Source organism: uncultured Halopseudomonas sp. (genome assembly GCF_963977355.1).
Lineage (GTDB): Bacteria > Pseudomonadota > Gammaproteobacteria > Pseudomonadales > Pseudomonadaceae > Halopseudomonas.
The window spans coordinates 48789-67798 of record NZ_CAXBOV010000007.1; the positions used below are offsets into that span (position 1 = coordinate 48789).

Below are 19010 nucleotides of genomic sequence, written 5' to 3' on the forward strand. Positions count from 1 at the left end.
CGGCAGCAAAACAGCCATGTTCACGTTATAGTCGTGTGAGTAGCCAATACCCCAATTGTAAAGCCGCAAACCCTATGAGCACAGAACAAGAAACTAAAAGCGCGGTAAATGATGATATCGGCAGCCTACGGCAAAGCCTGAATGGCTTTGTGTTGCCAATTGAAATAAAACAGCAGCAGATGCTTTGCGAACACCTCGAGAGCGAGATGCTGAACCTGTCAGAACTGACCGCCAAGCTCCTTCAGGTGCCCGCCGCCGCATTGCAGGTCTGCCGCGTGGCAGGTGAGGCTGCGCGGCGCAGGGACATTGATGTTCTGACCCTCGAACACGCCTGCAATATGCTTGGCACCCAACGCCTGACAAACATTATCAGAAGCCTGCCGGTGATTGAGGCCGAGCAAACGCCATATGCCTACCGGCAATTGCTGAGTATCAGCGAGCACGCCTTGGCGCAGGCGCAGGGCCTGTTCGCGCATCGCATGGCACGACTCTGGCACGAGGTGTCTCTTGCCAGCCTGTTGTTTCTGGCACCTTGCTGGGTTCTGGTTTACCAGCGTCCGGAAGTCTTTGCCGAATGGGACGCGCGTCATCTGGACAGCAAAGCCGCTGGCAGCTCACTCAGTCACTGGTTGCTGGACAGCGATCGTGTGCTGGGTCTGGCACAGCAACTGGCCGAGGACTGGTGGCTACCACCCTGGATCATCCAGGGTTATCGCTCCCTTGGCAGCAGCCGCAGGACCATGGTTCGGGCCTTGCACATAGCCCGCGACACCCAGCATCCCCGAGAACAGCAAGCCGCCCTGGATGGAGACCGTAGCCTCTATCAATGGCTGACGTTACCCGCCAACAGCCTGCTCATGGCAAATGGTATTGCCCTTGGAGCCCATCATGACTGGGATGCCAGACACACCCGCCGCTGGCAACAGCTCACGGCGCTATATCTCGGCCAGCAAGTTGACGAGGTACAAACCGCTTGCCATGCCAATGCGGTCTCCAGCGCCAGGGCCATTTACAAGCACTACGGCGACTCCGTTTGGCTGCCGGCTGAGGCACTGATCTGGCCTTGTGGAACACGACTGCACAAGGGTCAGGGCGAGGTAATTGCTTCGCCAGCAGTCTCCCAAAGCTCTATGGAAGAAAAACCCCTGCTTGGCGCCGCCCTCTGGCGAAAAAACTGCCAGGCGCTGGCCTCCCAGGCATCCGGCTTCTCCAGCATCGCGGCAATAGTCGACACTGCGCTGCAAGCAACTGCTCAAGGGCTAGGGGCTGAACAGTGCTGGATTGCCCTTTATAACGCCCGCAAACGCCAGCTTACTGTGTATGCCGCAAATGGTTTCACCGAGGATAAAGATCCGGTGGGTATACAGCTTGGTGACTGCCGGGGCACCGCCTGGGGCCGCTGGCTGCTAAGCAGTGCCAGTCATGACTTGAGCGCCGGAGGGCGCCGACGCAGTAGCGAAACCGTTCCGCCAGAAATGCGCCGAATTACGGGCGAAGCAACAGCAAGCCTGTTTCCGTTGCTGCACAAGGGGTTGATCATAGGATTACTCGGCTGTCAGGGCGACATAACAGGGCAGGGACCAGTTGATGAAAAACGTCGGAAAGCTTTGATCAAGACTGCCGAATGCCTTAGCCATGCGCTTGTCGGCTTCATGCAGAAGCCCTGAACCGCTATGATGCCTGCACACGAAGACTGGAGATAAGTATGCCCGAGCCTCTGTTACCACTGCTGATGGAACCCGAAGAATTCGCTCGGCTCCCGCGCCACGACATGCTGCGCCTGGTAGATCTTTCTACGCCAGACCAGTATCAACAAGCCCATATCCCGGGTGCCGTGCATCTGGCACCAGCGCGAACCGCTTCCAGCCCTCCGATCCCGGGGTTTTTGCCTCCTTATGAGCAACTTCAGCAGCTTCTGGGTGAGCTAGGTCACCATGCGGGACTTCACTATGTGATCTATGACGACGAGGGTGGCGGTTGGGCCGGACGCTTCATCTGGTTACTCGATTCGGTCGGTCATAAAAACTACAGCTATATAAACGGTGGCCTCAAGGCCTGGATACAGTCGGGACTACCGACCGAACAAACCTCAAATAGCGTCCCTAGCACACTTCCTCAACTGCATATCGAGCCCAGCCCGAGCATAAGCCTCAATGAACTGCATGGAGCTCTCAAGGACGACAATCTGGTTATATGGGATGCGCGCAGCCCTTCAGAGTACCGGGGCGAGAAGGTCCTCGCTAAAAAAGGTGGCCATATTCCGGGAGCAATAAACTTCGAATGGACCGCCGGCATGGATCCCCATCGTGGCCTGCGGCTGCGTAGCGATCTCGCGCAGCAGTTAGAGGCGGTGGGTATTACACCTGACAAGCAAATTGTTACCCATTGCCAGACCCACCATCGCTCCGGCTTTACCTACCTGGCAGCAAAAATTCTTGGTTATCCACGCGTCAGAGCCTATGCGGGCTCCTGGTCCGAATGGGGCAACCATCCCGACACTCCCGTCGAATCCTGAGGAAACCCAATGCGCGAACGCTTGTTTATCATCATGCAATACCTGCTGCCCCAGCACCTGATTTCCAGGTTAGCCGGCTGCGTAGCCGATTGTCGCTGGCCATGGCTGAAGAACGCTTTTATCGGCTGGTTTGCCAAACGATACCAGGTTGATATGACCGAAGCCGTTCAGGAGGACCTCACCGCATACCCCTGCTTCAATGATTTTTTCACCCGCAAGCTGAAAGATGGCGCGCGCCCGTTAGACCCGGCCGCAGACAGTATTCTGTGCCCCGCCGATGGTGCAATAAGTCAATTGGGAGCCATTGAGCATGGCCGTATTTTCCAGGCCAAGGGTCAAAGCTTCAGTGCCCTTGAATTGCTCGGCGGCAGCCCAGAGCATGCAGCTATGTTCCAGGGCGGTCAGTTTGCTACGGTATATCTTTCTCCCAGGGACTATCACCGAGTGCACATGCCACTGGGAGGTGTACTTCGGGAAATGATCTACGTGCCCGGCAAACTCTTCTCGGTCAATCGCAGTACTGCCGAAAATGTGCCTGAACTGTTCGCACGCAACGAGCGGGTTGTATGCCTGTTCGACACTGATGCCGGACCTATGGCGGTGGTACTGGTCGGTGCGATGATCGTCGCCTCAGTGGAAACCCCCTGGGCCGGACTGGTGACGCCGCCTCGACGTCAACTCAAAGCGCAGGCCTATGGACAGGCTGCACCCAGCCTGAGCCGAGGCGAGGAAATGGGGCGATTCAAACTTGGCTCAACGGCCATTGTACTATTCGGCCCAGGGCAAACTGGTTGGGACGACTCCCTCAAGGCCGGGGACGCAGTGCGCATGGGGCAGAGCATGGGACGCGTCAACAGCAACTGAGTGCCAACCGCTCCTGTTCAGGCGCGGTCAAAGCCGAACGCAATCACCTGATCGATGCGTTCGGCTCCCAGCGCCAGCATTACCAGTCTGTCTACTCCAAGCGCGACCCCAGCAGAGGATGGCATGCCTGCGTGAAGCGCCTGAACCAAAAGATCATCCATCGGCAGAACGGCCCTCCCAAGATCCTGACGCCGCTGCTTGTCCGCACCAAACCGCCGACGCTGCTCCTCAGGGTCAGTCAGCTCCAGATACCCGTTGGCCAGCTCCATCCCCTTGACGAACAATTCGAAGCGCGCAGCACTGGGTAAAACGTCATCGTCTTCGACAATTTTGGCCAGTGCTGCCTGCGACGCAGGAAAGGCGTACACCAGGGTTGGCTCGATCAGAGTGGGCTCGATGCAGTGCGAGAACAGCAGCTCAAGCCAGCCATCGCGGTCCAACTCCCCGACAAATCCACAACGTTCGAGCCCTTCCCTGGCAAGCTGCTCATCGGAGCAGCAATAGATATCCAACTCCAGTATCTTGGCAAAAAGCGCTGCATATCCAACGCGTCTAGCCGGTGCACATCCCAGAATATCGCAGACCAGCTCATCAACCTCGTCCATCAAACGATGATGATCAAAGCCCGGCCGGTACCATTCCAGCATACTGAATTCAGGATTGTGCCGCCCTCCACTTTCACCATTGCGGAAAACTTTGCACAATTGCCATATCGCCCCACTACCAGCGGCGAGCAGCCGCTTCATGGGATATTCCGGGGACGTATGCAAATAGCGCCAGCTGGACGGGCCTCCGCCGTCGGGAACAAAAGCAGTAGAAAAGGGAAATAGCTGAGGATCGCTCACCGCAGCAACCGAGAGAACGGGTGTATCCACCTCCAGCACCCCCTTTGCAGCGAAAAACTGACGTATCCTGTCAACCACCCTTGCACGGCCACGCAGAGCCTCGATCGACGCTGACGGTTGCCACTGCTGCATGCTTATTCTCCGCACCGGAATGAGAAAACCGGAGCCAGGCCCCGGTTTTCATATTACATATCAGGCACCTCAAAAGGCGCCACAATGGCACTGCAGGTCAGGCGCGACCGACGTAATCACCGCTACGTGTGTCAACCTTGAGCACATCGCCGACGTTGATGAACAAAGGCACCTTGACCACGGCGCCAGTCATCAGCTTGGCAGGTTTGGTCCCACCACCGGAAGTATCGCCGCGCACGCCCGGATCAGTATCGACCACTTCAAGCTCAACGAAGTTGGGTGCGGTTACGGCGATGGGTGCACCATTGAACAATGTCACCTGGTAAATAACCTGCTCCTTGAGCCAGTTACTGGCATCGCTGACAGCCTTTTCATCTGCACCAACCTGCTCGAAGGAACCGTCGGTAGCCATGAAATGCCAGAATTCGCCGTCGGCATAGAGATATTCCATCTCGCGGTCCATGACGTCCGCGCCTTCCAGGCTGTCACCAGACTTGAAGGTACGGTCGTTGACTCGGCCGGTCTTCAGATTGCGAATCTTGACCCGGTTGAACGCCTGACCCTTGCCCGGCTTGACGTACTCGTTCTCGATAATCGCACAGGGATCGCCATCGAGCATCACCTTGAGACCCGGCTTGAATTCGTTGGTAGAATAATTGGCCATACATTTCCCACTGACAGTTTGAACGGAAGATCCGGTAACGCGCAGAGCAAAGCTCCAGCCAGCAAACCCGGACTGTGCCCGGCGTATTGAACCTTCGTCAGACGAATGCCCAGCCACCCATGCGCGGAAAACCCCAATGATACATGTATCTTCGACGCCTGTTGAGCCCGCAAGCTGGCAAAATCTGCTCGCCACGAGCATCACGGATCCCGCTGAACTGCTGCGCAGGCTCAATCTGGATCCTGATCTGGATTCACACATCCACGCGGCAAGTCGTGAATTCGCCTTGCGCGTGCCCGAGCCCTACCTGGCCAGGATGAGGCCCGGAGACCCGGACGACCCTCTGCTCAGGCAAGTATTACCTATTGGCGAGGAGCTGCGGGAACAGCCCGGCTATGTGCTTGATCCCCTGGGCGAGCAACACGCCAATGCCCTGCCAGGTGTAATACACAAATATCATGGCCGACTTCTGTTGATTGTCAGCGGTGGCTGCGCGATCAATTGCCGCTATTGCTTCCGTAGACACTTTCCATATGAGCAGAACAACCCCGGCACTGCTCAATGGCAGGACGCGATTGACTATATACGTCAGGATATGAGCATCCGTGAGGTCATCTTCAGCGGTGGTGACCCGCTGGCTGTGAATGACCGGCGCCTCGCCTGGCTGACACGAGAAGTTGCTGCCATACCCCATGTGCGACGTTTGCGCGTGCACACCCGGCTCCCCGTGGTCATTCCCCAACGGGTAACTGACACGTTGATTGACGCCCTGTGTGGCACGCGCCTGCCGGTCACAATGGTGCTGCATTGCAACCATGCCAATGAAATCGACGGGGATACGGCGCAGGCAATTCAACGAATGCGTGCAGCCGGCATGACATTATTGAATCAGGCGGTACTGTTGCGGGGCGTCAACCACAAGCTCGAACAACTGATCGATCTGAGCGAAGCACTGGGCGATCAGGGCGTAATACCCTATTATCTCCATGTACTTGATCGGGTTAGAGGCGCACACCACTTTCATGTGGCCGACGCTGATGCCCAGCAGCTGGTTGGCAGGATGCTTACTCGTCTCCCGGGGTTTCTAGTACCCCGACTTGTACGCGAGGTCGCCGGAGAAGCGGCCAAGGTGCCAATTCACGTAGACCTGGTATCAGCATGAAGCGTCTCGCGCTTGACTGAGTTCCATGGCAAGCAAGCTGCCTTGGCACAACAGACGCAAGAGCTTCGCGCGAATAGGGGTTTGCTGCTAGAGTATTGACGATGCCGCCTTCTTTTCGCATATTCGGAATCCGCTCAAAAAAAAGCGGGACTCAGACTGGAACGTTTGATAGGGACAAGACCGTTATGGATAGCAACGCCCAAAAGCTGAATTTGCGTATACCTCAGCAAAATCTCAAATCCTTGAGCTTTGCCGAGAGTAGCGAGAAGGGCATTGTCCACTGGATCGCCAATCTGCCCAAAGCAAACATTGGCGAGACTGCCCGGCAGCTGTATCAGGGGCTGATAGAAATCAATCAGCTCGACATTGCACCGGAGAAACGCCTGGCGATCCTCGAAAAGATACGCCCGGAAGTTCATTATGTTTGTAGCGCCCTGTCAAAGTACTATCTGGGCCAGTCGATAGTGCTCGAGGACAAGCCACGCAAAGTCGCCAACCTGTCCCAGTCTCTGCAGAATCATCTGGCCAACGGCTACAAGATAGTCGTGGCACACGAACGTCAGGTCCGCTCGCGCGATCACAGCGCCATTATCGGCCTAGCGATCCAGCGTGCCATGCGCGGCCTGTGCGGTCCGCTGCTCAGAGCATTTCAACTCTACTGCCCGGTAGCTGACGGCGTATGGGTCGAACTGCATCAGCTGTATCAACTGGCCCGCAAGCGGGACTTGCACCTGCAGCCAATTCAGGACAACGAAAGCCTCGAAGGCAAACCTCTGAGCATTGAACAATGCTATCTGATAGCTCTGCTGATGGGATCCGCCAGACCCAACCAGATGCGCCAGAGCGCCATGGGCAGACTCTTTGCGGTCCTTGAGGACTGGTCCAGGCTAGCCTCACTCGTTTCGCCAGAAGATCCAAAAGCACTTTTCATCATCAATCCCACGATGGACTGCCCTCCCCGTTACCGCTCCCTGATACGCGATGAAAACTTGTCGGAAAGTCTCGGTCTGAGTACCGATCGGCTGGTCGGAGCGATCAAGGAATACATGCTCAACGGCGAAAGCCAGATTGCCTTGCGTGTTCCAGATGGCCTGGGCGTCGAAATGCTGCAGCACCTTAGCCAGTCCTGGGGAGACCTTGCAGAGCGCACTTTCAATCGCGTGCCTGGCCGCGGCTCGCTGAAGATCAGCATCGGGATGAGTGCTACGCACTTTCGCATCGCACAGAGCTCTTTCGCAAAGTTCATCAGCGCAGATGAACACGATATGAACCCATTCTCCGACTCAGCCCAGAGAGCCCGCCAGGAAGGCTGGAGCGGTGCGTTCGACGGTGGTACATCGGTAGATTGGGAACCGCATGGCGTGGAGCAGATTCATTACAATGAACTGGGTGACAACAGTTCTGATGAGGGCGAGGAGCATTATCCGATACACGCCCTGCCCATCGTCAACCACAGCCCCGGTGGATTTTGTCTGACCTGGCCAAAAGAAGTACCCAAACAGCTGCAGGCTGGTGAACTGCTTGGCGTTCAGGAAGAAAGCGATCAGGACTGGAGTCTGGCTGTAGTACGCTGGATTCGTCAGGTCCGGGGCGGTGGCACGCAAATGGGTGTCGAGTTGATTGCCCCGCATTGTACGCCCTGCGCGATCAAACTGATCCGCAAGACGGGGCAGCCCAGCCAGTATCTGCGCGGCCTGATTCTGCCAGAGGTAACGGCTATAGACCGTCCAGCGACTATCATTACCCCGAGGATGCCGTTCAGCGTCAACAGCAAGGTAATGATCCTGCAAGGGAATCGTGAGAACCGTGCACATCTGACTGATCGTATTGCAGCCAGCGGCAGCTTCAGCCAGTTCGAGTATCATCTGATTGAAGAGCCCGGCGATAACAAGAACAAGCCTCAACCTGTCGGCTCGGCACTCACGGTGAGTACCGATGATGACTTTGACTCCCTCTGGAAGTCTCTGTAAATTCAGGTCTTATAAATAACGGGTCGCGTCGGCCCTACTTAAGTCTGGAAGACCATGGGCACCGATACTCACGCCATCAGATTATTGATTCTGGATGACTCGCAGAACAACGCCGAGCGCCTGGTCAGCATCCTACGAAATGCCGGACACGCAACCCGGGCACATCGAATCACCTCGGTTGAAGATTTACAGGAATCACTGCAGCAGAACTGGGATCTGTGCCTAGCAGCGGCGGAAACCAGCTTCATGGGCGCCAATGATGCCCACGCCATGATCATCCGCCAATCACGTGACATTCCCTTCGTACTGATCACCAGCGACATGACCGAAAGCACTCGCGCTGACGCCCTGATCCAGGGCATGCAAGATGCTGTCGCAGACTCTTCCGACGCGCTACTTGCCCTTGTTGTCAAACGCGAGCTTGCCAGTCTGTCGGCCCGTCGCCAGCAACGCATTGCCGAACAGTCACTGCGCGAAACCGAGAAACGTTGTCAGCTATTGCTCGACAGCTCGGTTGACGCGATTGCCTACGTTCACGACGGGATGCACATTTACGCCAACCGGGCCTATATTCGGCTGTTTGGCTATGAGGATGCCGACGATCTGGCTGCCGAGCCCATGGTGGGGCTCATAGCGTCAAAAGACCAAACTGAATTCAAAGCCTTCCTGCGCCATTACAACGACAAGGGCGGGCAGAACGAGATGCGCTGCTACGGCATGGATGTGGATGGAAAGCAGTTCCCTGTCACGCTGAGTTTTTCCCCTGCCAGCTATGATGGCGAACCCTGTACCCAAGTGGTGATCCGCGTTGAAACGGCCAGTGCCGACTTCGAACAGAAGCTCAAGACTCTGGCCAGCCAGGATCTGGTAACCGGCCTGTTCAATCGCGCCTACTTCCAGGAAGAGCTGGAACGCGTCAGCGAGCAGGTAGTCCAGGGTGGCATGGCCAGCTCGCTGATCTACATGAGCGTTGACAGCTTCAGCGCCCTGCAAACCAAAATAGGGATCGGCAGCGCCGACCTGCTGCTGGCCGATCTTGCCCAGATACTGCGCAAGGCCTTCCCGGAATCGACACTAATCTCGCGCTTCAGCGACGACGCCTTCAGCATTCTGCTCAATGGCAAGGAGCCAGAAACGATCCTCAAGGCCCTGGACAACTTGCGGGACAAAATCGAGGCGAACCTGTTCGAAGCCAGCGGAAAAACCCTGCAAGTCACTGTAAGCATGGGGGTTTCCTCGATCAATGAGACCAGTCCCAAGCCTGAGGAAGCAATCGACCGGGCCCATCGCCTGGCCGAGCAGGTCAGTCAGGCAGGGGGCAACGCGATCAAGATCTTCAATCCCCTGGAAGAACTGGCAAACCAGGCAAACCGGGGCAACCTGATTGCGTTGGTAACCCATGCCCTGGAGACCAACGGTTTCAAGCTGCTCTTTCAGCCCGTGATCAGCCTGCGTGGCGACAACCACGAGCATTATGAAACCTACTTGCGCCTGCTCAACTCCCAGGGAGAAGAAGTACCTGCAGCCGAGTTTTTGCCGGCCATAAACGATGCCGGCCTGGCAGCTCAGATAGATCGCTGGGTCATTTGTCAGGCTATACGCCTGCTTGCCGGACAACGCGGCAAGGGATCTGATACCCGGCTGCTGATCAATCTCAGCAGTGCAAGCCTGCAGGATCCTCAACTGGCCCATTGGGTCTCGGGCCTGCTACAGGAAAACCGGCTGCCCTCCGACTGCATCATATTCCAGTTCAACGACGCCGATGCCAACACCTATATGAAGCAGGCAAAGGTTTTGACTGAGTCGCTCAAAACGATGCACTGCAAGGTGTCACTGAGTCATTTTGGGTGCGCGCTCAATCCTTATGCGGCTCTGAAACACCTGCAAGTCGACTTCATCAAGATAGATGGCTCCTTCACCCGAGAACTGTCGGACCCAGATGCGGTTAAAACGCTGAAGGAAATGGTCGGCACCCTACACGGAATGGGTAAGCTGACTATCGCCCCCTACGTAGACAGCGCAACCATGATGCCGACCCTCTGGCAGGCCGGAGTCAACTATATTCAGGGGCATTATTTGCAGTCGCCAACCGACAGCATGAATTACGACTTCTCCGCCGAGTAATCGGTGGCTCAGAAGCCATCGCGGTCGCGGAACCCCAACAGATACAGAATACCATCCAGGCCCAGCGTCGAAATTGCCTGCTTTGCAGACTGTTTAACCAGAGGCTTGGCCCGGAATGCTACGCCCAACCCGGCGATGGACAACATCGGCAAGTCGTTGGCACCGTCACCTACTGCAATGGTCTGTTCCAGGCTGATGCCTTCACGTTGAGCCAGCTCGCGCAGCAAATCGGCCTTGCGCTGGCCGTCCACAATCGGTTCCACAACGTCGCCAGTGACCATCCCGTTTTCGATCTGTAGCGCATTGGCGTATACGTAATCGATCCCCAGTCGCTTCTGCAGCCCTTCGGCAAAGTAACTGAAACCGCCTGAAAGAATGGCTGTCTTGTAACCCAGCCTGCGTAACTGACTGATCAGAGTCTCCGCTCCCTCAGTCATGCGAAGTGAGCTGGCGACCTCCTCCAACACGGTTTCAGGGAGTCCTTTCAGTAGCGCCATACGCTCACGGAAACTGGCTTTGAAATCCAACTCGCCACGCATGGCACGTTCGGTGATCTCAGACACCTGTTCACCGACACCGGCTGCCTTCGCCAGCTCATCAATCACTTCAGCGTCGATCAGAGTGGAGTCCATATCGAAGACCACGAGTCGACGGTTGCGTCGGAAAACACTATCCTGCTGGAAGGCAATATCGACGTTGAGCTCCTGAGCGATGGTAAGGAACTCCGCACGCATGCGGGCTGGATCGCCAGGCTCGCCGCGAACCGAGAACTCGATACAGCCCTTGCCCTGATCAGCAGGCAAACCCTCGGGAATGCGTCCGGACAGGCGGTCGATATGATCGATATTCAAACCATAGCGTGCGGTAATTTCGCTGACCCTGGCTATGTGATCAGCGGTTACCCGGCGGGCAAGCAGGGTCACTATGTGCCGAGGCTTCCCCTGGCCAGTAACCCAGCGACCGTACTCCTCTGTGCTGACTGGCGTAAAACGTACCTGCTGATCCAGCTCGTAGCCACGAAAGAGCACATCCTTGAGAACGTCGGCCATGACTTCGCCGCCATCCATTTCCACCAGAATGCCAAAGGACAAAGTGTCGTGAATCACAGCTTGTCCGATATCCAGGATATTCACTTCTGCGCGGGCCAGAATACCGGTAATAGCAGCTGTGAGGCCGGGCCGGTCCGGGCCGGTTATATTAATCAGCACAATTTCCTTCAAAATACCCGCTCCAGTCTCAACTTGATAATGGGCCCATTCTACCTGCAATTGGCTACCAGCTCACAGATGCAGCCTTTTGCGGTCTGGCAGGAATAGCTATACTTCGCGCAATACGCCTTCAGGCACCGCTTTGCCGTCACCATTTTGACTTGCGGCCCCTTTTGTTCACTCTCTCACCGACAGAGTCATACCTTGAATCAGACACCTCCGGATTCCGACAACCTGTTTCTACGCTGCTATGCCGCCTGGCGTGCCCACAGCACGAAACTGACCGGCCGGCTGCTATTACTCGTGCTCATTCCACTTATGGCAATCGTTGTGCTGCTGGGCATTGCCAAGGTCCAGCTTCATGTTGATGTTGCCGATCAAGCCGACGCCATCGGCGGTGAACTGGCTAGACAGATCGCCGCCTCGGTGTCAGACCCGCTGGCAGCGGACGACCAGTTGAGTCTCAACATTCAACTGGCACAATGGAAGCGCAATCCCCTCGTAAGTCATATCCGGCTGTTTACAGCCGAAAATCGCCTGATTGCCGAAGCCGGAAGCGAAACTGGGCGCAACAAGGTAGCGCCCGGACAAGGTCAGTTCGACGCTACAGTTTATTTTCAGGAGGCTATGGTTGGTCAGGTTCAATTGCACCTTGCGGCTGAGCCCTTTGTCGGTCCTTCAAACAATGTGCTGTGGCGTCTGTTCTGGGGTGCCTTGATAGTGGCGCTACTGGCTGGACTCGTCGCCTGGCGACTGGGCAGCGGCATGCGCCAGACTGTGCGCGGGCTCGGCCTGTGGTATGGCGATTCCGGACAACCGATACCAGGCGCCCAGCGACAGGACGAGCTGGGCGAACTCGCACGTACATTCGAAAAGCGCCGCATTGTCGATCTGCCGCCAGAACCAGAACCAGAACACTCGATCGAACAACCGACCGCCCATATCGCAGATGATCAATCGGAAGTTACCGATCCCATAAGCAAGAAATCCGCTCTGGAGTCGGATAGTTCGTTGGCTGACGACCCCCCACAGATCGAGACAACAAAGCCCAGTGATCCAACGGAACAAGTCGACCAGACACAAGGGCTGACAAACACCAATGACTTTAATGTCGAGGTATCTCAAGAAGAGTCAGCATCAGACCAAGCAACAGACGCCGGTTCACAAGAGCCGATACCGCAAGTCCCGAGCCAGCCAGAATCAGCAATTCTGGCCGTCAGACTGGGCAACCAGGAAGCACTCAGGCGCCTTCCGCGTCCGCGCCTGATGGCACTCCTTGAACGCTACCGGGAACAATTGCAGCGGGCCTGTGAGCTATATAATGGCCACTTGCACACCCTCCATGATGGCACCAGCCTGCTCGTGTTCCATGCCAGGGAGTGTCGTCAGGACGAATTGACCCATGCCCTCTGTTGCGGGGAACTCTTGCGCGTAATGGGCCATGAGCTTCAAGTCGAAATCGCCGATACGGGAATCACGCTGCACGTACAACTGGCGATCGGTCACAGCGAGGATCTGAGATCTGAATCAGATAAAAGCCTGGCTGGCCGGGCTGAATGCCTGGCTATTCTCGACATCGTCCAGCACAGCCGCAACCTGCTTTTGCTCGACGCCAGTCTGGCTGACAGTGGCGCTCTCAAGGAGCGGGGCATAGTTCGCCGACTGGCCAGCCAGCCGGGGATCTATTGTATCGAAAGACTCAGTGGTCCTTACCAGGCCATGCTGGAACGCCAACTCACACACTTTTACCATCAGCGTCCGAACTGACAGTACCCTTTGCCTGCTCGATACTGACCTGGTCCACCTTCTGAAAACCCCGTGGCAACTTGTTGCCACGCCGGCCCCGCTCACCCCGGTAATGCTCCAGATCACTGGGGCGCAAAGTCAGCGTGCGTTTGCCGGCAGTCAGCACCAGGTTCGCCTCGCGTGGCAGCACAGCAATATCGAGCACAAATTCCTCGCGGGTTTTCACCCGAGCCGAGGGCACGGACAGAATCTTGTTGCCTTTGCCCTTGGCCAGTCTTGGCAGATCGGCCAGGGGAAAGACCAGTAACCGTCCTTCATTCGACACTGCAACAACCTGATCTTCCTTGTCGTTGGCTATCGCAACTGGGTTCATCACCTTCCCCCCCTCTGGCACAGAGAGCAGTGCTTTACCGTTTTTGTTCTTCGCCTGCAGATCTGCACCCTGGGCAACAAAGCCATAACCTGCGTCTGATGCCAACAGGTACAAAGCTTGATCATCTGGCATCAGGACGCTTTCAAAGCGCGCGCCCGGCACTGGATTGAGCCTTCCAGTCAGCGGCTCCCCCTGGCCACGCGCGGAGGGTAACGTGTGTGCCAACAGCGAGTAGCTGCGACCGGTCGAATCGATAAAGACAACCTGCTGATTCGAGCGCCCGCTAGCCTGCGCCAGGAAGGCATCCCCCGCCTTGTAAGCCAGGCCTGTACCGTCTACATCATGGCCCTTGGCACAACGCACCCAACCCTTTTCCGAGAGCACTACGGTGACCGGCTCCGATGGCAGCAGCTCGGTCTCTGAAAGTGCTTTCGCCTCGCGCCGCTCCACCAGCGGTGAGCGACGATCGTCTCCGTAAGTCTCCCCGTCAGCTATGAGCTCATCGCGCACCAGGTTGCGCAGCAACTTGTCACTTCCCAGTAATGCCTGAAGCTTGTCTCTTTCCTCAGCCAGAGCATCCTGCTCACCGCGGATCTTCATTTCTTCCAGGCGGGCTAACTGGCGCAGACGCGTGTCGAGGATGTAATCGGCCTGCAATTCACTCAGAGCAAAACGGCTCATCAGTTCGGCACGGGGATGCTCCTCGGTACGGATGATATGAATCACCTCGTCCAGATTGAGCATGGCTATCATCAGACCTTCCAACAGGTGCAGGCGTGCCAGCACCTTGTCGAGGCGGAACTGCAAGCGACGCCGCACCGTCGAGATACGAAAGCCCAGCCATTCACCGATGAGTCCGCGCAGGTCTTTCACGGCGGGCCGGCCATCAGTGCCAATCACGTTCATATTGACGCGGTAGCTATGCTCGAGCTCGGTAGTAGCGAACAGGTGCTGCATCAGCTCTTCGGCATCCACACGGTTGGAGCGCGGCACAATCACGATACGGGTTGGATTTTCGTGGTCGGACTCATCACGTAAATCGGCAACCATCGGCAGCTTTTTTGACTGCATCTGTGCGGCTATCTGCTCCAATACCTTGGAGCCGGAGACCTGGTGCGGCAGTGCCGTTATCACAATATCGCCATCTTCACGTGTCCAGACCGCGCGTGCTTTGACCGATCCACGGCCGCTGGCATACATCCTCAGCAGATCGCTGCGTGGCGTAATGATTTCAGCTTCTGTGGGGTAGTCTGGGCCCTGAATGTGCTCCATCAACTCGTCGAGTCCCGCTCCGGGATCATCAAGCAGGCGCACACAAGCCGCTGCGACCTCACGCAGATTATGGGGAGGTACATCGGTCGCCATACCCACAGCAATCCCGGTAGTGCCATTGAGCAGCAGATTAGGCAGCCGGGCGGGTAGCACCATGGGCTCATCTAGGGTGCCGTCGAAATTAGGTTGCCAGTCGACCGTGCCCTGCCCTACTTCAGTCAGCAATACTTCGCTGTACCGTGCCAGACGGGCCTCGGTGTAACGCATTGCAGCAAAGGACTTGGGATCATCCGGAGCACCCCAGTTGCCCTGGCCGTCTACCAGCGTATAGCGGTAGGAGAAAGGTTGAGCCATCAGCACCATGGCTTCGTAACAGGCCGAGTCACCATGGGGGTGATACTTACCCAGCACGTCACCAATGGTGCGCGCGGATTTCTTGTGCTTGGAGGTGGCGCTAAGCCCTAGCTCGCTCATCGCATAGATGATGCGTCTTTGTACCGGCTTGAGGCCGTCACCGATATGCGGTAGCGCCCGATCCATGATCACGTACATGGAGTAGTTGAGATAGGCTTCCTCGGTAAAGGCCGATAAAGCCCGGCGCTCAACACCATCCATACTCAGATCCAGACTGTCACTCATACATATCCTCTATTGGGCATAGCTCGCGGGATGACCCGCCAGCGTCTGTCAGCGATGCTGACGCAATATCAACTCACCGCCGCGCTGGGTAAAATCCAGCTGACGCAGCGCGCTCATACCGAGCAATATTTCCTCGCCATCCATCCCGGGCACAATACCCGCGTTCACGTCATTGAGCAGGATCTCCCCCAGCTGCAATGTATCGATATTGGTGGTGAAGCTATCGGCCGTACCATTGGCTGTGCTGACCGCTATACGTCGTCCTCTGGGCAAGTCCAGACGGTTGGCGACGTTAGCGGGGATTGCAACGAAGGTCGCGCCGGTATCCAGCAGGAAGGTTACCTCGCGGCCGTTTATTTCGCCTGTCATCAGGTAATGTCCCTGGGGGTTGGACGCCAGGCGCACTTCGATACCGCTGTTGGTCGTAATCGATTGAGGCGCTTGATTGGGATTGAGTCGTCGCTCTTCCACGCCGGAAAACCACATGGCCGCCAGACCGAGTCCGATGACCCAGGCCAGTATCATCATGACCTTGCCCATGCGTTGTGTTGATCCGGTCTCGCTCAATTATCAACCTCCCAGGCGGTGAAGTCGCCTCAACCGCTGATCACAACAACACTTCGGCCATATCACCCTTGCTCTCCAGCCATACCTTGCGATCAGGCGCGCGCTTTTTCGACAGAAGCATGTCCATCAACGCTTCGGTTCCAGGCATATCATCAATGGTCAGTTGCACCAGACGTCGAGTATCGGGAGCCATGGTGGTTTCACGTAATTGCAGGGGATTCATCTCGCCCAGGCCCTTGAATCGCGTTACCTGGATCTTGCCCCGCTTGCCTTCGGCTTCGATACGATCAAGGATGCCCTGCTTTTCTCCGTCATCCAGGGCGTAGAAAAGTTCTTTCCCAATATCGATGCGGTACAGAGGCGGCATCGCCACAAACACGTGGCCGGCGGCAACCAGTGGCTGAAAATGCTTGACGAACAGGGCACACAAGAGCGTTGCAATGTGCAGACCATCCGAGTCGGCATCAGCAAGGATGCAGATCTTTCCATAACGCAACTGCAGCAAATCTGGCGAGCCTGGGTCCACCCCGATGGCTACGGCAATATCGTGCACTTCCTGGGAAGCCAGCACCTCGCCCGAGTCCACCTCCCAGGTGTTGAGAATCTTGCCACGCAAGGGCATGACGGCCTGAAACTCCTTGTCCCGCGCCTGCTTGGCACTGCCCCCGGCTGAGTCACCCTCCACCAGAAACAGCTCGGAGCGGCGGCTATCCTGACCTGCGCAATCAGCCAGCTTGCCCGGTAATGCAGGGCCCTGGGTGATGCGTTTGCGCTCGATCTTCTTGCCTGCCTTCAGCCTGCGTCCGGCGTGATTGATCGCCAGCTCGGCGATTTGCATGCCAATATCGGCGTGCTGGTTCAGCCATAGACTGAATGCATCCTTCACCACGCCGGAGACGAAAGCAGCGGACTCACGTGAAGACAGCCGTTCCTTGGTCTGACCGGAAAACTGCGCTTCAGCCATCTTCAGCGATAAAACGTAGCTCACCCGCTCCCAGATATCTTCGGGCGCCAGTTTGACGCCACGCGGCAACAGGTTTCGAAACTCGCAAAACTCGCGAATTGCCTCAAGCAGACCGGCACGCAGACCATTGACGTGAGTGCCGCCCTGGGCAGTAGGAATCAGGTTGACGTAGCTTTCCTGCACCAGGTCGCCGCCTTCAGGCAGCCAAAGTACGGCCCAATCGACTGTCTCCTGGCGCGCCTTGAGGCTACCGGTAAAAGGTTCCTCCGGCAGCTTGGGCCATTCGGCACAGGCATCCATAAGATAATCACGCAGACCGTCTTCGTAGAACCATGTGTGCTGCTCGCCGGACTGGCGGTCGTCAAACTCGACCGTAAGACCTGGGCACAGCACCGCTTTGGCCTTGAGCAGGTGCTTCAGCCTGGTGATGCTGAATTTGGGGGAATCAAAATAATCGGGGTTGGGATGGAAGGTTACCGTGGTGCCGGTATTGCGTTTGCCAACAGTGCCAACAACCTCGAGCTCACTGACTTTCTCGCCATTTTCGAAGGCCATGGCGAATTCCTGGCCGTCCCGACGAACCCGAACGTCTACACGCAAAGAAAGCGCGTTAACCACGGAAATTCCGACACCATGCAGGCCACCGGAAAACATATAGTTCTTGCTCGAAAACTTACCGCCCGCGTGCAGCCGGGTAAAGATCAATTCAACCCCGGATATGCCTTCTTCGGCGTGGATATCGACCGGCATCCCGCGTCCGTCGTCAGATACCTCCAGCGCATTATCGGCGTGAAGAATGACCGATAGCCGGCGCGCATGGCCAGCCAGGGCCTCATCGACGCTGTTGTCGATGACCTCCTGGGCCAAGTGGTTCGGACGGGTGGTATCGGTGTACATCCCCGGGCGGCGGCGCACCGGGTCCAGACCACTGAGAACTTCCAGTGCATCGGCGTTATAGGTCGATTGAGACATGGGCTGTCTGGGTATCCTTGATTCTTGCAATGCGGGGGAGATTAACATTCAGGGGGAGGTAACGTGCAATCCGGTTGCGTCCCCCCGACCGCGATCCATTTATCTAGATGCATTGATCTCAATTAATTCAGGCATGTGCCTTATCAATATCCTACCGCGCCCGGATCAGGTAAGAAACGACCTGACTCCAGACGCGAAACTCGTGTTTCAATGTGCCCGTCGGGCATCAACCTGAGCATACGATAACCGGGCGCCTGCGTATCCGTCGCAAAATCAGAGCTGTGTCTGGCGAACTGCACGCAGGTTGATGGCGTAGCCAGCAGGCGAATCCCGTCCCGCTGCTGATCCAGCTCCTGATGAATATGTCCCCAGAGCACCAGTTTGACACGTTCGGCGGCCTGCAATCGCGACCAGAAATCCTCCGCGTTGAGCAGCCCCAGCGGATCCATCCAGTCGCATCCAATGGGTACCGGATGATGGTGGAGACAAACCATCACAAAACGTTCGTCTGCGCTATCAATGGCCCGCTGCAACCTGTTCAATTGCTGCCCTGACAGATGACCAGGCACAGCGCCGGGAATGCTGGAATCGAGTAGAACGATGCGCCAGTTACCAGCATCAACCCACTCCTCACTCAGACCCTCGTCAGTCCCCAGGCGGGCCATGATACTGGCGTCGTCATGATTGCCGGGTATCCAGTAACAGGGAGCCGGCAGCGGCTCGACGGTATCTATGAACCGGCGGTAGGCTCGCTCGTCGCCGTCCTGTGTAATGTCGCCCGTGGCCAGCACGAGATCTATCTTTGGTACCTGATCCAGTACCAGGTCAACTACCGCGCGCAAGCTGGCATAGGTATCCAGACCAAGCAGGTCTGCATCAGGGCTTGCGTAAAGATGTGAGTCCGTAAGCTGTACGATGCAAACGGCCTCTGATTGGTTTCCTATCGGTGACGACATCAATCACCCGCTCCTGATCACTGTACTGCGCCTATAA

Annotated in this window: 14 protein-coding genes; 7 read left to right on the forward strand and 7 right to left on the reverse strand. The window is 56.7% G+C overall.

What is annotated here, in order from left to right; translation table 11 throughout:
• Positions 1 to 74 precede the first annotated feature (74 nt).
• The 3 genes from AAC076_RS05070 to asd are packed head-to-tail and all read left to right on the forward strand — an operon-like array spanning position 75 to position 3379.
• Entirely contained in the window at positions 75 to 1667 is a 1593-nt protein-coding gene (locus AAC076_RS05070) for a hypothetical protein (RefSeq protein WP_339843327.1), read from the forward strand.
• A 38-nt stretch (positions 1668 to 1705) separates the two neighbouring features.
• A complete protein-coding gene (locus tag AAC076_RS05075; RefSeq protein WP_339843328.1) occupies positions 1706 to 2515 on the forward strand; it encodes a rhodanese-like domain-containing protein in 810 nt (269 codons plus the stop codon).
• Positions 2516 to 2524: 9 nt separating this feature from the next.
• A complete protein-coding gene (gene asd, locus AAC076_RS05080; RefSeq protein WP_339843329.1) occupies positions 2525 to 3379 on the forward strand; it encodes an archaetidylserine decarboxylase in 855 nt (284 codons plus the stop codon).
• 17 nt (positions 3380 to 3396) lie between these two features.
• Here the strand turns inward: asd and epmA are convergent, their stop codons facing one another.
• Positions 3397 to 4356: an elongation factor P--(R)-beta-lysine ligase gene (gene epmA, locus AAC076_RS05085; RefSeq protein WP_339843330.1), complete on the reverse strand. Its 960-nt coding sequence runs from the start codon at positions 4354 to 4356 to the stop codon at positions 3397 to 3399.
• Between the two features lie 97 nt (positions 4357 to 4453).
• Positions 4454 to 5020: an elongation factor P gene (efp, locus tag AAC076_RS05090; RefSeq protein WP_339843331.1), complete on the reverse strand. Its 567-nt coding sequence runs from the start codon at positions 5018 to 5020 to the stop codon at positions 4454 to 4456.
• Between the two features lie 136 nt (positions 5021 to 5156).
• Between efp and epmB the strand changes: the two genes are divergently transcribed.
• From epmB to AAC076_RS05105, 3 genes are all read left to right on the forward strand, one after another.
• Positions 5157 to 6182 (forward strand): EF-P beta-lysylation protein EpmB, encoded by a 1026-nt coding sequence (gene epmB / locus AAC076_RS05095; RefSeq protein ID WP_339843332.1) that lies wholly within the window; start codon positions 5157 to 5159, stop codon positions 6180 to 6182.
• A gap of 185 nt (positions 6183 to 6367) precedes the next feature.
• Complete coding sequence (locus AAC076_RS05100; protein WP_339843333.1) at positions 6368 to 8152, forward strand: molecular chaperone; 1785 nt, start codon at positions 6368 to 6370, stop codon at positions 8150 to 8152.
• Positions 8153 to 8206: 54 nt separating this feature from the next.
• Entirely contained in the window at positions 8207 to 10276 is a 2070-nt protein-coding gene (locus AAC076_RS05105) for an EAL domain-containing protein (RefSeq protein ID WP_339843334.1), read from the forward strand.
• 8 nt (positions 10277 to 10284) lie between these two features.
• Here AAC076_RS05105 and serB read toward each other — a convergent pair whose 3' ends face one another.
• Complete coding sequence (serB, locus tag AAC076_RS05110; protein ID WP_339843335.1) at positions 10285 to 11496, reverse strand: phosphoserine phosphatase SerB; 1212 nt, start codon at positions 11494 to 11496, stop codon at positions 10285 to 10287.
• Between the two features lie 192 nt (positions 11497 to 11688).
• Between serB and AAC076_RS05115 the strand changes: the two genes are divergently transcribed.
• Complete coding sequence (locus tag AAC076_RS05115) at positions 11689 to 13251, forward strand: hypothetical protein (RefSeq protein WP_339843336.1); 1563 nt, start codon at positions 11689 to 11691, stop codon at positions 13249 to 13251.
• Here the strand turns inward: AAC076_RS05115 and parC are convergent.
• The 4 genes from parC to cpdA all read right to left on the reverse strand — a co-directional run bounded on the left by parC (position 13220) and on the right by cpdA (position 18973).
• Positions 13220 to 15514, reverse strand: coding sequence for a DNA topoisomerase IV subunit A (gene parC, locus AAC076_RS05120; protein ID WP_339843337.1), 2295 nt, complete (start codon positions 15512 to 15514; stop codon positions 13220 to 13222). The genes AAC076_RS05115 and parC overlap by 32 nt on opposite strands.
• 48 nt (positions 15515 to 15562) lie before the next feature.
• Entirely contained in the window at positions 15563 to 16042 is a 480-nt protein-coding gene (locus AAC076_RS05125) for a TIGR02281 family clan AA aspartic protease (RefSeq protein ID WP_339843432.1), read from the reverse strand.
• A gap of 79 nt (positions 16043 to 16121) precedes the next feature.
• Positions 16122 to 18017, reverse strand: coding sequence for a DNA topoisomerase IV subunit B (gene parE / locus AAC076_RS05130; RefSeq protein ID WP_339843338.1), 1896 nt, complete (start codon positions 18015 to 18017; stop codon positions 16122 to 16124).
• A 143-nt stretch (positions 18018 to 18160) separates the two neighbouring features.
• Positions 18161 to 18973, reverse strand: coding sequence for a 3',5'-cyclic-AMP phosphodiesterase (cpdA, locus tag AAC076_RS05135; RefSeq protein WP_339843339.1), 813 nt, complete (start codon positions 18971 to 18973; stop codon positions 18161 to 18163).
• Positions 18974 to 19010 lie beyond the last annotated feature (37 nt).